This window comes from Chryseobacterium sp., assembly GCF_022712095.1.
In the GTDB taxonomy this organism is placed as follows: Bacteria; Bacteroidota; Bacteroidia; order Flavobacteriales; family Weeksellaceae; genus Chryseobacterium.
In genome coordinates, this window is record NZ_JALAHD010000085.1 from 1 (window position 1) to 14805 (window position 14805).

Sequence of the window (14805 nt, forward strand, 5' to 3'; positions counted from 1 at the left end):
ATCTTGTGACCCGATAGCTTCTTTTTCTTCAAATTCTTTAGTAATTATTCTTGAGAAACCAATATTTCCTGCACACGTCAGTAAAATCTGATTTTCTTTAAGAAGCATTTCTTCTATAAATGGCGTTTTAGATTTGGACAAATATTCGCACTCAGCAAAAGGATCTAACAGAGATAAGTCTGCTCCCTTTAAATACGGTATTCCATTTTCATTGTTAACTTTAACTCTTTTAAAAATGCCAGGACGCCGAGTTTTATATTTTAACGATTTTAAATCCTTAAATTCTACTCCTTTATTTTGGAGTTGCTTTAATTTATAAACACCTTCATTTATGAAAGTATTACCATTTAACCGGGTTTGAGAGTTTGATTTAATTTGAGATATACTTATTTTATCAACTTTTTTAACAAAATTTTTATCCTCGTTTGTAAATAGTTCTTTTAGAAAAATTTCTTGAGCCTTTAATAATGAATGGTAACCATTTTCTCTAATTGATTTAGCCCGAATTATATCATTGTTGATTTGTTTTAACAAATCCTGTTTTATAATTGGCACTAAGGTTTTGCTGATCCCTGGTGCTTCAATATATCGAATTGCTGATCCAGAAGCATTTTTGTTAATTTGAGCTCTACCATATTTAGATTTCAAAAATGCGGTCAGATAGCCATTATAATCTTTATCCTTCACGATTAGTCTAGCTACGTTATTAGCAAAAGCACAACCTTTTAAAAAATCATCTACCATCCCTGCATAGCCTACGATGGTTCCAAACCCAGTTATTAGAATCCATCCTTCCTCTACTTCTAAATTCAGTTTTTCAACTTGATTTTTAGACAAAAAAACAGAGCTTTCATAATTTAATTTTATTATATCGTGGCTTTGTTTATAGGGAACTGAAGAAACACTTTTTTCACAATATTGTCTTTTAAAAATTGACGGATTGAAAAGATCTCCAAACGAAGAAAGTTCTCTTAACTCTAAAGATGAATTCTCTAATAACCGGCTATATATAGCATTAGGATTAAGATGGAATTTCCCTTCAAGTCGTTTCTCTTTTAGTAATTCAGAATATTTTATAGAAGATGCTACCATAACTAATTATTAATAAATTCTAAATATGCCTTTGCAATTTTAGGCAAATCATCATCCAATATCCGTTGTTTCTCGGTACGTGATTTTACCATCGGTTTCCCATCTTCTGGTCGGTAGGCTACATATTTATTCTGTACAGGGAAAATAATTTCAGCTCCATCTTCATCTCGTAAATAGATTGGATTACCTCTTCGGTCTTTTCCTAACTTTTCGGCTATTGCCATAAACACGTCGTAATCTTCTTCTCCTTCGTGGGCAATATTGCGTTCATTGGCAGATTTCTTTTGTAAGAACAAAAGCGAAGCTTGTACACCAACTTGGGGAAGGAAGGCTTCTACAGCTAAATCCACTGAAGCTAATATTTTAAATTTATCCAATATCCATTCTCTGACAGGCAATGTATTCGGATTACCTAAAATGCCATCTGGCAATACGATAGCCATTTTACCGTCTTCTTTCAAAAAGTTGTAACAAGCTTCTATAAATAAAACCTCGGGCGCAGTTGAGTACTTTGATAGCTCATATTTTTCAGCAATATCCTCATCGACCTTTACTTTTGCTCCAAATGGCGGATTGGTAAATATGATGTCGAATTTTTCTCTCGCACTATTACCATACATTCCCTCATCATTCTTCATTGCCGTTAAACTTCTATTGATTGCCTTTTCAATTTTTTCAATTTCGGCAGGATGTTCCCAGTTGGGATAAGCCAAAGAATTAACGTGAAAGATATTGGCGTGTCCGTCACCAGCCATGACCATATTCATTCGAGCCGCTTTCTTTAAATCAGGGTCAAAATCAAAACCGAATATGCTGTTTTCTGCATATTCGCGAACTCTTTCGTTTACTTCGTAGGTGTTATATTTTGCAGCAAGTAATACTTCATCCGTAATTTCTGGATATAGTTTTTCTGCTATTTGTTTGCGAACATGATCCAATACCATGACCAAAAAACCTCCCGAACCGCAGGCAGGATCCAACACTCGTGTATTTTCATTTGGATTCATCATTTCTACCATCGCTTTGATGATGTTGCGAGGTGTGAAAAACTGACCAGCTTCTTGTTTCAGGGTATTACTTACAATGGTTTCATAAGCTAAACCTTTTACATCTACAGAAGCATCAAGGAAGGAGTATTTTGCCAATTCCCCTGCAATAAATGCAATTCCTTTGTCGGTTAATTCTATTGCTTCATTCCCATCAAATACATCCGAAAAAGTGCCTTCTGTTTTTAATTCTTCAAAAATTTTCTTAATTCTTTCTGCAACGGCTTTTCTACCTTCAACAGTATTTTGTTCTTTTACACCCACCCAAAAATAACGACGATAAGAAATACCGTCTGGCTGAGGCATAAAACGTCTTTTCTCATCATACAATTTACAGAAAATAAGATAGAGCAATTGCCAAAACGCATCTTTCTTCCGACCTTCATTTCCATAAATATAATCGTGCGACCGCTTAAAGACTTTTATCAAAGAGTCATTCGCAGGCTTACGGCTATGGGAGCGGTCTCCACGGTTTAAATCGTCTAAGTTTTCTCCAAATCCAGGGAAATCCGATAAATCAGAAAAAGTATAATCAAAACCAACAGCGTCATCTTCTTTTTGTAAATATTTGATGTCTGTTCCGTTTGTCCACAAGCCAAATTCGCAATTATCGACAGCAGCAAGAGCATTCTCCAATGTGATGGTTACACCTTTCTTCTTATCGTTTTCCTTTATTTTTTCGTCTTGCACAATAGCAATTCGGACAATATGATCCTGCTCGTGTGCTTTACCTTTTTCAAAAATAACTAGTTCAATCTTTTGCTTTTTATTTTTCCCAGTGTCTGGATCGGTATAAATAATATTAAAATCTCGTTCCATATCGGTCAGATCAAAACCATACTCTTCGTTAAGCATACGGATTATGGACTGTAGGTTATTTTCCTGTGATGTTGCTTTTCTCGGTTTTTCCGTAAGAATACACATCACTTGATTGTCTTCTAATATTTGTTCTATTGTATTATTGATTCCCATTATTTTATTTTCTGGTTAAGAATTTGAAAGCAACATAGTATGTCTTCAAATTTGATATGATTTGTTTCTAGTATTTGATTGAATAAAATACTGTCTTCTTTTGCATTTATTTCTTTCTCCATAATCGCTTTTAATTTTGCTTTGTTATCTTCATTGTCAGATAAGAGCATATTAATATCTATACCTAATAGAGCTGCTCCAGCTTTTGTTATAGTAAAATTTTTTATATCATACACTTCTTCGTAATACTGCGCTGCGGCTCTTTCTTCGTGAATATTGAGATAGTTCAATAGAATAAATCCCATATCATCCGCATCTTTATTACCTTTATGATGCCTGTCTTTCCAAGCAACCAATTTCAAAATAAAAATTCCTGCCAATGAAACAATATCAATCTCCAATGTGTCATCTATCTTAACCCTGACCAAATCCTTTTCTGCTTCTTCAAAACCCAATACGGTCATTGCAAAAGACTGGTCAGGCGGCCAGAATATTTTGTCTTCAGCAGTTGTAATCCCACCATACGGAACTATATCTAATTGAAAATCATTTAGATATAAAAACCGTTGTTGCTGTTTTGGATCTTTTTTAAAATCAGGCAGTTGCGTTATTTCGTATTCAATAGTTTTGAATTCCTCCCATTTATCCACAGCTATGGCAATATCTATGTCTTGAGTTCTTCTACCAGATCTTTCTCCGTGAAGTTCCATAATGATATCCCTTGCAGTTGCTCCGATGACGAAAAATTTGATTTCCAATTTTTGAAATACAGGGATTAATTCTGTCAACAATTTTTTTAATAATGGATGCTCCAGTTTTTCACTTGATATGTTATAATCCATTCTCTAGAATAATTTTAGCCGTTTCTATATTTCTATTATTACCGGTTCCTAATAAATCTGCATATACAACCAAAGGAGGAGCAGCATCTTCATTTTTTAAATAAAGACTGTCTGTCCAGAATTTGCTATACAATTCAATGTTTCCTGCTTCGTCCGGAACAAGTTTCAAATCTTTTGCAACTTTGCTTATCTCTTCGTCTGTATATATAATATAATCCTTTGGTTTTAGATGTCCAGTTAAAAGTTCACCACCAGGCTCACCTCCGAAATAGAGTTTCATATTATTATTTATAATATTATTTGTATTAAACTCATTTCCTAAAGCCCGCATTTTTCTTTTAAAAGTGCGAGGCTTTAAAAGCTCATTATATGCTATTACCCATCGCTCAATTATTTCATCCTGATTTTTTAGAACTCTTTTGTTTCTTGTTTTTAACAAGTAGTGGCTTTCTTCTAATTCTTTTAAAATATTACTTACAGATCCTAAAGCAATCCCTGTTTTTTCTGCCAATTCTCTATAGGAAAATTGTAGTGTTTCAGGATTAGAGACAAGTAGTAGTAGTAGTTTTAATCCCGCTTCTTGAAATGCTCGGGTTTGATTAGTTTTTTTATTTATTTTTCCTTTTTTACCTTCTATATATATAAAGAAGTTGTTAGCTTTTAAAAAAGCATTTCCGGAAGCATCTAAGTAATTGATGTTATTTTCTTTAAGCTCTAATGCTGTTTTTTTAGTTAAGTAGTCAGCAATGACTACATTGCCTTTTGCATGATTAATTTCTTTCAAACTAGACATAATGATTCCATAATTTGCATTTTTTGCATTTTTCTTTGCAATACAATAAAATGTTTGTTCATTGATTTGAAGCACTACATCATAGCCTTCCCTAAAACTTTCAATGGCAATAGGAAGGCCTGTTATTTCTTCTAATGAAGCAACAGCTTCATAAACAAAATCATTATCTCTATACATTTTCTTGTTCAATAAAATTAAGCGTTCAGCAGGAATGAACATTCAAAAATAGTGAACAAAAATAGATTAAACAAACTTTTAGAGAGAAAAGTACTTTAAATTTTTCTACCGCCTTTCTTCTTTTTTTTCATCCAATTAGCAAACAACTATTCCTCCTAATTCACACCTGTGCCTCGGGTAAAAAGCTGAATAAACTAATATCAGAATTAGAAATGCTATTATGAAAGAAACTCCAAAAGGTCGTTAGCTGGTAAATTGTTTTATATTGATTTTGGAAACAAGGAAACTTAATTACCTGAAAAAAGATGAAGTGAAAGAATCTCTACATATTTAACACTATCTTTTTCTTCCCACAGTCGATACATTTTCCAGATTTATGCTTTCTCTCGGTAATAGTATTACGTCGACAGAATTTTTAATCGCCATATAATCAGCAGTATTTACTTTCAGTAAAGCATTATGCAGAATTAAATTTTCATCTGCTCTTTCTTTTACATAATTTATAAGCTCATTCATTTTGAGTTGCTTTGCTTTTTCCTCCGTATATTGAGTAATTAAATTATCTTTTATCTCCGGAAGCTCTTCCAGTTTTTTATCCAGCTCCGCTATTTTATCCTCTGTAGCCCTTGTTTGCTTCTCAATTTCTGTAACATTCACTCCTTTTTCAGCTAAATTCTGGATTGCTTTTTGAACCTCATCTTTTGCGAGATCAATCGTTTTTTGATACGACGGAAGCTGGTTTTTCCAATATTCTGAGTCCTCTCCTTCCTCTTTGGAGTACCCTAAAATCCTGTTATAACTATACTCTGCTTTGGTTACGCCTTCCTGAACTTTGATAAAATCTTCATACTTCCTTAATACAAAGGCACTATCTGCAAGGTGTTTGTTTTTCTCACTTTCAATTCGTTTTTTCATCAGTTCAATCTCAATATTAGCCCTTGTTTCCGGATTGGTAATGATTGATGTTTTGAGTTCTTGGGTACTGATATCCGAAACATCCAATACATCTGCCCCCTTTTTCATTGCTTCTAAATATCTTGCCTGCTTAGCCTGCAATTTTTGAAGCATAAAAACATCAATACTGTCATTGGTCAGCATAAAATTGACACGGACATTTTCATTCTTATTCCCCTGTCTCCATATTCGGCCTTCCACCTGCCGTAGAGAAGTAAAATTATAGGGTAAAGAAAGGAGATACAGATCGGTTGTATTTTCCTGAAGATTCATACCTTCCTGAATGGCTTCGCTGCCTATGATTACTTTTATTTTTCCTGCATTAAAATCATCCTGGATCTTTAACCTACCCGGTTTACTTGTTGCTCCGGTAATAATTCCAATTTCCTCGGGTCTATAACCAACTTCATTAACGAGATATTCTTTCAGCTTTGGAAATTCTGCAACGGCTAATTCTGAATAAATAATTTGCCCTAAATCCGGAATGTCTTTTTTATTCTGCCGGATCAGCTGCATCGTCTGCCTTAGCTTCGGAGAATTCTCTATAAATTCCTGTGCAGAAGGTTCTTCTCCATCATAATAAATCGACAGATATGGAGAAATGGCAATCAGCCTTGCATTGAGAATATGGGTAAGAATGGCTCCTTTCTCTGTTTCACTAAAGCTATCATTAAGTAAGTCATATTGCTCTTTCGTCAGGTCATTTTGCTCAATTTTATATTCTTTGTTGATTTTATTGGGCCGCTTCAGTTCTGGATTATCTTCTTCTCCTTTGATGTCAATAAATTCAGAAAGTAGCTGCTGAAATAAAGAATTATTCTTAAACCTCCGTACATTCGCTTTGAATTTCACATCGCCTTTAGCATCAATTTCCATATCATTATCAGCTTCCATAAAGGTTTCAAAGAAGGTATTGACATTGAAGTAACCGGACTCTTCCAGACGTTTATTGGCAATCAGGGATAAAATGGAATAATACTCCAAAGGTTTGTTGGTGAAGGGAGTAGCAGAAAGCAGCGTTACGTTTCTTCCATCATTTTTGTCCTGAATGTATTGCGCCGCCATCCAGGTATTGATTCCCAGTTTGGAAGTCTGCTGGTTCTGGCTCCTGAAATCCGATGCAAATCTACGGTCTTCTACCCTAACCTTTCCGACAATATGATTGGCATTATGGACTTCATCATAAGTAAGATGGTCAAAACCAAAATCTTCCCAATCATAGATTTTACCACGCTTCATTTTTCCCTCCAGCTCCTTTTCTTTCTCCAGTTCTTTCTGAAAATCCCTTTCGCTAATGGAATTAACACTTTTTAGTTCACTTTCTGAAATGTAAGAAAACCGGGAAGCCAGCTCCTGAGTAATATTTTCAGAAAAACCGATATTATTAAAGCCTTCATAGGTAACGATGGTTATCTCTCCGTCCTTGTTATCAAACTTTGAGAGATCATAATCTTTACCCAGGTTTCCCAGTACATTTAGTTTGGCATGAGGAATGGTTTCAAAAATTGTTTCCACCCATTGTTTGAGAATACTTTCGTTCGGAACAACAATTAAAGGCCTTTTTGCATTTCCACGCTCCATAGCTTCGTGCATAGATAAGATTCCGGATAAAGTTTTCCCAAAACCGACTTCGTGAGCTAATAAGCCAACCCCTTTTGTGGTTTGTCTTCCGATTCCCGCTTTCTGAACTTCGGTTAGTTTCAGTTCTCTTCCTTTGAAATTGAGATGAATTTTAGAAAACAACGGAAATTTGGAATAATCAGGAACATGGATATTATTATAGTTTCTATTAAAGTCTTTTACGAAACGTTCCCTTAATTCATCCGATAATTCTTCTCTCAAAAATTTATAAAACAAATCGTTAGCAGCAGCTTTTCTCCTCTCACGGACGAGAGCATTTCTTTCTTTATCACTTCCTGTAACCGTTTCATTATCCACAAAGCCTCTGACTTCCCATGACGACGATCCCGCAAAGGCATCACTAGGCAAACTACTTACAAAGTCCTTAAATTTTTCAGCAAGATTGTAGGACACCATTACGGTTTCTATTTGTCTTGTGTTCTGATTCCACTTTTCTTTTTCTACATAGCCCAATTCAAATTGGTGTATAAATTCATGATTCGGGCTGATATAAATTTCATCGAGGGATTTAGGCTTGGGTAAAACGCTTTCTAATAGTGCTTTTTGTTTTAAATACTGAGTTTCGGAATATCCTTCCGAAAAAGAATCTTTAAAATCAATTTCTAATTGCTCTAATTTTGTATAAATATTCCCTTCAATATAATAAAAATCATGTACCCATTTTCCGTTAATAAAATTGGCGTATTGATGATGTTTACCATTTTTATTTAAAACTCCTTCGTAATTTGTATCTCTAAAAGCTTCAATCTGTGCCTTTGAAAGTTCAGAGCTGTTTTGAAGCGAAGCATTTACAATTTCATCGGATTTAAGGAATTGATACTTTAGAACTCCTTTTTTAAGCTCCGGTTTGGTCTGAATTCTATACTCTGTATTTTTTTCATTTTGAGACTGAATAATTTTCTCCGCTTTTTGGAGAATTTCATCAATTTGGCTTTGATCGAATTTCTTTGGCTCGCTGGCAATTTGGGATTGAAGTTTGTTGTATTTCTCAATCTCCTTTACAACTGAAGGAGATTTAAATTTTATGGCGTCGAGCGATGAAAGTACCCGTTCAACCTTTTCCTGAACTTCAGTAAGATTTATCTCATCAGGCCCAGAATCCGTAATTTTTTCCGGTTGAACCTCCGAAACCTTATTTTGTAAGGTTATTTTAGGTCCCTCTTCAGCTTCCAGGAATAAATCTTCAAAAAGATTCCCTATTCTTTCGGTTTCTTTTTTGCCTCTCAGCTGCTCAATTTTTAATAAAGCCTCCTCTAAATTTCCGTGGACATAGTTTTCCTGACGCCCAAAACGGTTGGTTTTTTCCCGGGTTTCACCCAGAATTTTTTCAGGATTGTTTTCAAAATAGTCGGAGATATCCGTTGAAATTTTCAGAGGGTCTTTCTTAAGAAGAATAATATCCGTACCAATGGCGGTTCCGGCAAAAGCACCGCTAGGCAAGCGGTATCCTTCCATTAATTCGGCATTTTTCAATTGGTCTTGACGATTGAGCCAACCCGACGGAAGCACCATTGCCAGAATCCCACCGGGCTTTAAGGAATCTAAAGAGCGTTTTACAAAATAATCTTCATATTTTGAGATTTTCGGCTCTTCGCCCAACCCTTTGTACAATCCCCGATGATCTCCGTAAGGTGGGTTACCAATAACCAGATCATATTTTTCGGAAAATTCTTTTCTGCCACCCTTCTCATCAATAAATTCAGTTTCAAAGGAACGCAGATGGATATCAGCTTCGGGATGAAGGATTTTGGCAATTTTTGCTGTAGTTTCGTTGATTTCAAAAGCCGTAATACTGGTTTTTATACCCAAATCTTTTGCAGCATAGAGAAAGTTTCCTATTCCTACGCTGGGTTCCAATACTGAAATTTCCTGATGGTTTTTAAACCGGTCTTTGATTAAATTTCTCACGGCATCTACAATCCTTGAATCGGTGTAGTATTCATCTAAAATTCCCCTGCCTTCCTTGGCTGTTCCACCACTTTTGAACTGGCTACAAATATCTTGCAGTTCATCAGATATTTTAAGATTTTCTTTTAGAAAAATTTTGTGGTCTTTTGAAACGAAACAAGCTGCGGAAACCACTTCTGCAACTTGCTCATTAGTCAGCTTCTGACCTCTATACTTTGAAATGAGAATATCTAATTCCTCATTATTTTTATGGGATAAATCTAATCCTGATCTATTGGATAAAGTTCTCCGGGATACGATTCCGCCCACGGAATGTTTTCTTCCTTCATTTTCTTCATCATTCTGCTGTTGTGCTCCGTCAGTGGATCTTCCTTCTCCTCTGCTTCCCAAATTGCTCCACCCTGTGCCTGCAAGTCCATTTCCAGCATGGTTGCTGCCCATAGCTTGTCCTCGCGGGTGATTTCCGTTTTGCCCGGATTGGCTTCTTTGGAGAGATTCTCCAGAATTTCGTTCAGAAAGTTGGGATCCCAAGTGCTGAGTGTTGGGAATTCCGTTTCGTTTATTATTAAGGTCTGCATCTTCTGAATTTTTTGGTTCGACTAAAATAGTATTTTTATTTTGAAGACCTAGTTTGTTTTCTAAATACTCACTTAGGCTTTGATTACCGCTTTCTGAGATTCCGTATAAGGGACGAATGTCCTTTATATTTTTATCATTCAGCTCAGTAAGAATTTTCAGTGTCATCATATTTCCCGTTCTGTCACCATTCAGGCAAAGGAATATTTTACCTTCATAGTTCTGATACCTGTTCATAAACTTTTTGGTATTTGCACCGGAATGAATGGCAACAAGGGTTCTGTTATTATTCTGATTATTTAATTTCAGCAGTTCCAGGAATGAATCCCTGTCCTTACTGCTGTTAAAAACAATCAGTTCATTTTTATTCCCTTCTATTACGGAAATATCATCGATGTTATATGTCAGCTGATTTTCATTCACTTTCCCTTTTTTTTACAAAATGATTAAATTCAAATAATTCTTTCGCAGTATCATCCCAGTTTTTTCTGGGCAGTAATTGAAGCGTTACAAAAACGTCCTCTTTTTTATTATAGGAATCAATACGTTCCAACCGTCCATGATAATCCTTTTCGGCATGTCTGTACAGTGAATAAGGTAAAATAGTATCCGTAGGATTGATATAAAACCTTGTATAGGTCCAGGGAGAATTGATCTCAAAACGTTTGTATTTCTTATGGAATAATATGGTATCGGACAGGTTTCTTCTGTTCCTATAGTTGGGAATCCATTCTTTTGAAAACACAGCTCCTTCTTTCTTTTTCCAAACCAGAAAAGGCTGTTGTTTCCTGGAAAGATCAGAAAAGATGAGATCGCGCTCCATGAGGTCAATTGAATAACAGAGTGAATCCCTGATATAATATACCTGTCTGTTAATTTCGGGAAATGAAAGGTCCGGAACATATTCTATAAGCTGATCGTGAGAATAATTTATTTTCGAGACATGAAAGCTCTGCATATTGTCCAGTCCCTTGGACGCATCAAAATAGATATTGGAAATCAAATCAATTCCGCCTTTCTCGGATTTGATTTCTTTGTGACAGGAACTGATAGTGAAAAGAAAAAGCAGGTATGGCAGTATTAAATGTATTTTCATAGGGATTGATTTAAAGAAAGCGGCAAATCATTATCAGACTTACCGCTTTCAGATAATTGGTAAGGAAATTTTTATCGTTTGATGCTTTGCTCTCTTACATTGGCTTTATCATGTTCTCTCTCATCTTCCAAACCCTGCAAAGGCTTGTTGGTATTGATCCTGTTCATATCCTGATCATACAAGTTCAGATTTTTGTACTGGGGGTTGAGAACCGCTTTTCCTTCTATAACCCCGTCGTCCAATTCAAACTTCACCTTAACCACGTTGCCTTTTTCCAAAGATTTTATGGTATTCTCCTTATATTCAGGCTTATCAAATACCAGATTGGACTTTTCTACAATTTCAGCAGTATCAATACCATAATTTTTATAAAAATTCTGGAAATTATAATTTCCTTTTTCTGTTTTGGGCTCTTTAAAATCGAGCTTAACAAAGGCAGGCTCTACCTGATCTGTTTTCGGATTGTGAAATTCTATTTTCACGGAACGCCCTTCCAGAAGATTAACGGCCTCTTTAGCAGTAAAGGTGTTTTCTTTGCTCACATAAAAATTGTGGGAAAAACTTTCATTTTTTTCATTTTTCAGCGTTGCCTGGTAAGAATTAAAGAAAACACCTCCATTTTCGCTTTTATTGAATTTCAAACTAAAGTCTACGGTATTTCCGGGCAGTGCCTTATCTGAGACCACCTTGATTTCAAACTGCTGTTTGGGAGACTCAATACCTTTTTCCAAATCTTTGTGAAGTGTTGAATCTTCGCCAAAGCCAAGGTATTTTAACTGGTCTTTTAGGTATTGAACCTGATCGAATTCTTTTGTTGTTTCCATAATGTTGGGATTTTGATTGTTATTAATTGATTTATGATGAATCAGGGCCAGAAGTCTTTTTATTTCATTATCAATAAAAGACATAGCAATGATATCATCGTTCACTTGTTCTATTTTAAACTGTTCTTTCTTTAGCTTTAATAAATTTTCTAATTCGCCATCGGATAGATTCATTAATTCACTGTTGCTATATCCCTCAATGGTCGTTTCCAAATGGGGATTATTTTTTCCTATTTGAGGAGCTTCATAGGTTTTCCTTTCATTATTAGCATGATCTTCATTAATGGCTTTAATGGTAGCTTTAGTTTCAGCAGAAAACTGATTAGACAGGTCATGCATTAAGGCTTTGAATGCATCCGGTGCGCTTTCGACATTGGATTCATGGATCATATGAATATCAAAATTGTACCTGTCAAAAACTGAATAAACATTTTCTAAAAAAAGGTTATATTTTTCCATCTTTATCTTCTGGGATTCCTTTGCTTTCTCATAAAAAGATTCTCCCCTATCATAAGAATCATCCATGAAGTCGTAAAAATCAGGCTGTACTGGCGGTTCTGTAAAAATGTATGTCAGAACTTCCTTCTTTAACGATTCATCTGCATTTTGAAGAAATAATGCCAGTTCCAACGTCTTAATAGATTTCGGATGGGTAAAATCAAACATACTTTCCTGCTCTTTTTCATAGTACTTATTAAGCATATCCTTGAGTTCATCAAGCTTCAATGCTCTGTTCTCTGCAATACCTGAATTCTCGATTACTGGTTCTCTACTTTCAGGATAAGAAGCATTAATTTCATTTTTAGAACTTTTATACTCAAGAATTTTTAAAAACTTGATTTCTTTTGCCGTAAAGACTCTTTCACCATCCTGAAAAAAATGTTCAGGTGATGTATTTTCTTTTTCTTTTACAAAATCTTTATAAGCCCGGGTTAGAGGAGTAATATTCTTATCATACCAGCTTAGATCATTTGTTGTTCGCATAATGCCTTGATCTTGATTGTTTGTAATATGGTCTTGTAATTGTTGTCCTAAATTGATGGGTCGTAAATCAAATGGTTCTGCATCCAGTCCATAATCAAACGTATAGCCGATAGCTTCGCATTCTTTCTGAAAAATCTCACAATCATTATAATCAAGTCCCCGGTACGCTGCTTTTTCCTGCCATTTATCACAGACCGTCTTCAATTCCTCCGGAAGTAGGTTGTAATCTTCAAATAAATCCATTTTAAAATTTTATTTTTATATATTCTGAAACAGTTTATCAGGGGCATCCATAGGATTTATCTTCTAAACCTTCGCTTTTCTTCTTGCTCCTGCCCCTCTTTTTCTCTCATTCGGTTGGCATCCTGATAGAGATCAGGATCATTTACATCCAGCCTGATATCAGATTTTTCTTTTTGATTAAGATTTTGCTGGGTAAGAATTTCATCAACTGTACTGATCTCTTTTGAGATAATATTCAACTCATTAGTAATTTCTTTAGCGATCTCAGGCGGAAGTTCCACTTCCAATTTATCGAGGATAAATGCCTTAAGCTTTAGTAATTCAAATTTATATCGCGCGGTTTCAGTTGCATCTCTTAGATCAGCAATAATTGCCGTTAATTCCGTTGTATGCCTGATGAAATCAAACTCTGCTACTATGCCGGTGTCCTTATCGAAAATAAAGGCTTTCTTTTCCAGTGCCGGAACCTCCGGTGGCAATTTATTAGAGAGTTCCTTTATGTCAGAATATTCGATTCTCTTTTCACTGTTTTTAAGGATTTCCGAGATGCTTTTATCCCTTTCCAAAAAAATTACTTTTAGTCTGGTATTATCATCCGTGAGCTGAAAAGTTGCCCTTTTTGTATCGTTGTCAGCGACAATAGTGTATCCCTGTAAGAATTTCTGAATATCTTCTGTGCTTAGTTTTTTGGAAAATGTATGGTCTTCACCAATAATGCCATATTTTTTCAGTTCGTCTGTAGGTAAATTGCTGTTTTTCATTGTTAATGTATTTAGTAGGGGTTGTATGTTGCTGTCTTAGTATTATGATAGGTTGCCATGAGATGAGTGGCTTTTATTAAATCATTTAAAAAATGAGTAGGGTTAATGCTTTGTCCGAATTCTTTCACCGAAAAATGCAGGTGAGGCCCTGTAGAATTCCCGGTATTCCCGCTTCTTCCCAAGATAAATCCGGCTTTCACGAACTCTCCGGTCCGATAATAAATCTCAGAAAGATGCAGGTAGCTTGTCTCAAATCGGCCATAGTGGAGGATCTTGATATAATTGCCTCCGGTCGCTGACCGGCCCACTGCCGTTACGACTCCGTCCATGACTGCATATACATTTTCATAATATGCTTTCAGGTCAATACCATTGTGCATTTTCCGGTTTCCGGAAATGGGATGAACCCGTGTCCCGTAAGAAGAAGTGATCGCCATCTTACCCGCCAAAGGCATTACAACTTTTGATAAAGATTCTTTAGGCTCCTCCACAAAGTCATATAAAGCCGGGGAACTTTGATTTTCTAAAAGATCCATTTGTTGTTCGGCTCTACGCTTGGTGGCCAATAGCAAAGAATCTTTCATTTTTTGAAAGCTCTCTTTTCCAGAATTATTGGTATACTTGTACTTTTTTAACAGTATTTTTAAAGAATCCAATTCATTTTTTAAATCCGACCTTGTTGTCGTATTGAATATTTTTTTCCAGAAATTTTTCCCATTTTTGGGATCAATAGGTTTCTCTTCTTTTGTAAATTCAATACGGGATTGACTTTCGGGCTTTTGAGGCTGTGCAGGCATTATGGTATTGAATTGGGCAAACGTAAAACTGTTTACCAACAGAAGCATGAAGACCACCATCTTGTAAATTCGGTTGCTAATTATTTTACTCTTCATATG

At 35.5% G+C, this 14805-nt stretch carries 8 protein-coding genes and 1 pseudogene; all 9 read right to left on the reverse strand.

The window, feature by feature from the left end; translation table 11 throughout:
- Positions 1–1092: pseudogene (locus tag Q0A18_RS03875) on the reverse strand (hypothetical protein); the annotation flags it as partial.
- A gap of 2 nt (positions 1093–1094) precedes the next feature.
- On the reverse strand, positions 1095–3110 hold the full coding sequence (locus Q0A18_RS03880) for an N-6 DNA methylase (RefSeq protein ID WP_292008861.1): 2016 nt from the start codon (positions 3108–3110) through the stop codon (positions 1095–1097).
- A complete protein-coding gene (locus Q0A18_RS03885) occupies positions 3110–3952 on the reverse strand; it encodes a nucleotidyl transferase AbiEii/AbiGii toxin family protein (protein ID WP_292008862.1) in 843 nt (280 codons plus the stop codon). Before Q0A18_RS03885 ends, Q0A18_RS03880 begins: the two co-directional genes overlap by 1 nt.
- Complete coding sequence (locus tag Q0A18_RS03890; RefSeq protein WP_292008863.1) at positions 3942–4964, reverse strand: type IV toxin-antitoxin system AbiEi family antitoxin; 1023 nt, start codon at positions 4962–4964, stop codon at positions 3942–3944. Before Q0A18_RS03890 ends, Q0A18_RS03885 begins: the two co-directional genes overlap by 11 nt.
- A gap of 294 nt (positions 4965–5258) precedes the next feature.
- Positions 5259–10424, reverse strand: a complete 5166-nt coding sequence (locus Q0A18_RS03895) for an SNF2-related protein (RefSeq protein WP_292008864.1) — start codon at positions 10422–10424, stop codon at positions 5259–5261.
- Entirely contained in the window at positions 10417–11097 is a 681-nt protein-coding gene (locus tag Q0A18_RS03900) for a hypothetical protein (RefSeq protein WP_292008865.1), read from the reverse strand. The genes Q0A18_RS03895 and Q0A18_RS03900 overlap by 8 nt, the downstream gene beginning before the upstream one ends.
- Positions 11098–11168: 71 nt before the next feature.
- On the reverse strand, positions 11169–13148 hold the full coding sequence (locus tag Q0A18_RS03905; RefSeq protein ID WP_292008866.1) for a hypothetical protein: 1980 nt from the start codon (positions 13146–13148) through the stop codon (positions 11169–11171).
- Between the two features lie 56 nt (positions 13149–13204).
- Positions 13205–13909 carry a hypothetical protein gene (locus Q0A18_RS03910; RefSeq protein WP_292008867.1) on the reverse strand — a complete coding sequence of 235 codons (705 nt, stop codon included), beginning with the start codon at positions 13907–13909 and terminating at the stop codon, positions 13205–13207.
- An 11-nt stretch (positions 13910–13920) separates the two neighbouring features.
- Positions 13921–14802, reverse strand: coding sequence for a M23 family metallopeptidase (locus Q0A18_RS03915; RefSeq protein WP_292008868.1), 882 nt, complete (start codon positions 14800–14802; stop codon positions 13921–13923).
- Between the last annotated feature and the right edge of the window lie 3 nt (positions 14803–14805).

Coding starts and splice junctions, on each gene's coding strand:
- Q0A18_RS03890 (WP_292008863.1), bottom strand. CDS start 4,964: ATGTTCATTCCTGCTGAACGCTTAATTTTATTGAACAAGAAAATGTAT.
- Q0A18_RS03885 (WP_292008862.1), bottom strand. CDS start 3,952: ATGGATTATAACATATCAAGTGAAAAACTGGAGCATCCATTATTAAAA.
- Q0A18_RS03915 (WP_292008868.1), bottom strand. CDS start 14,802: ATGAAGAGTAAAATAATTAGCAACCGAATTTACAAGATGGTGGTCTTC.
- Q0A18_RS03905 (WP_292008866.1), bottom strand. CDS start 13,148: ATGGATTTATTTGAAGATTACAACCTACTTCCGGAGGAATTGAAGACG.
- Q0A18_RS03910 (WP_292008867.1), bottom strand. CDS start 13,909: ATGAAAAACAGCAATTTACCTACAGACGAACTGAAAAAATATGGCATT.
- Q0A18_RS03880 (WP_292008861.1), bottom strand. CDS start 3,110: ATGGGAATCAATAATACAATAGAACAAATATTAGAAGACAATCAAGTG.
- Q0A18_RS03900 (WP_292008865.1), bottom strand. CDS start 11,097: ATGAAAATACATTTAATACTGCCATACCTGCTTTTTCTTTTCACTATC.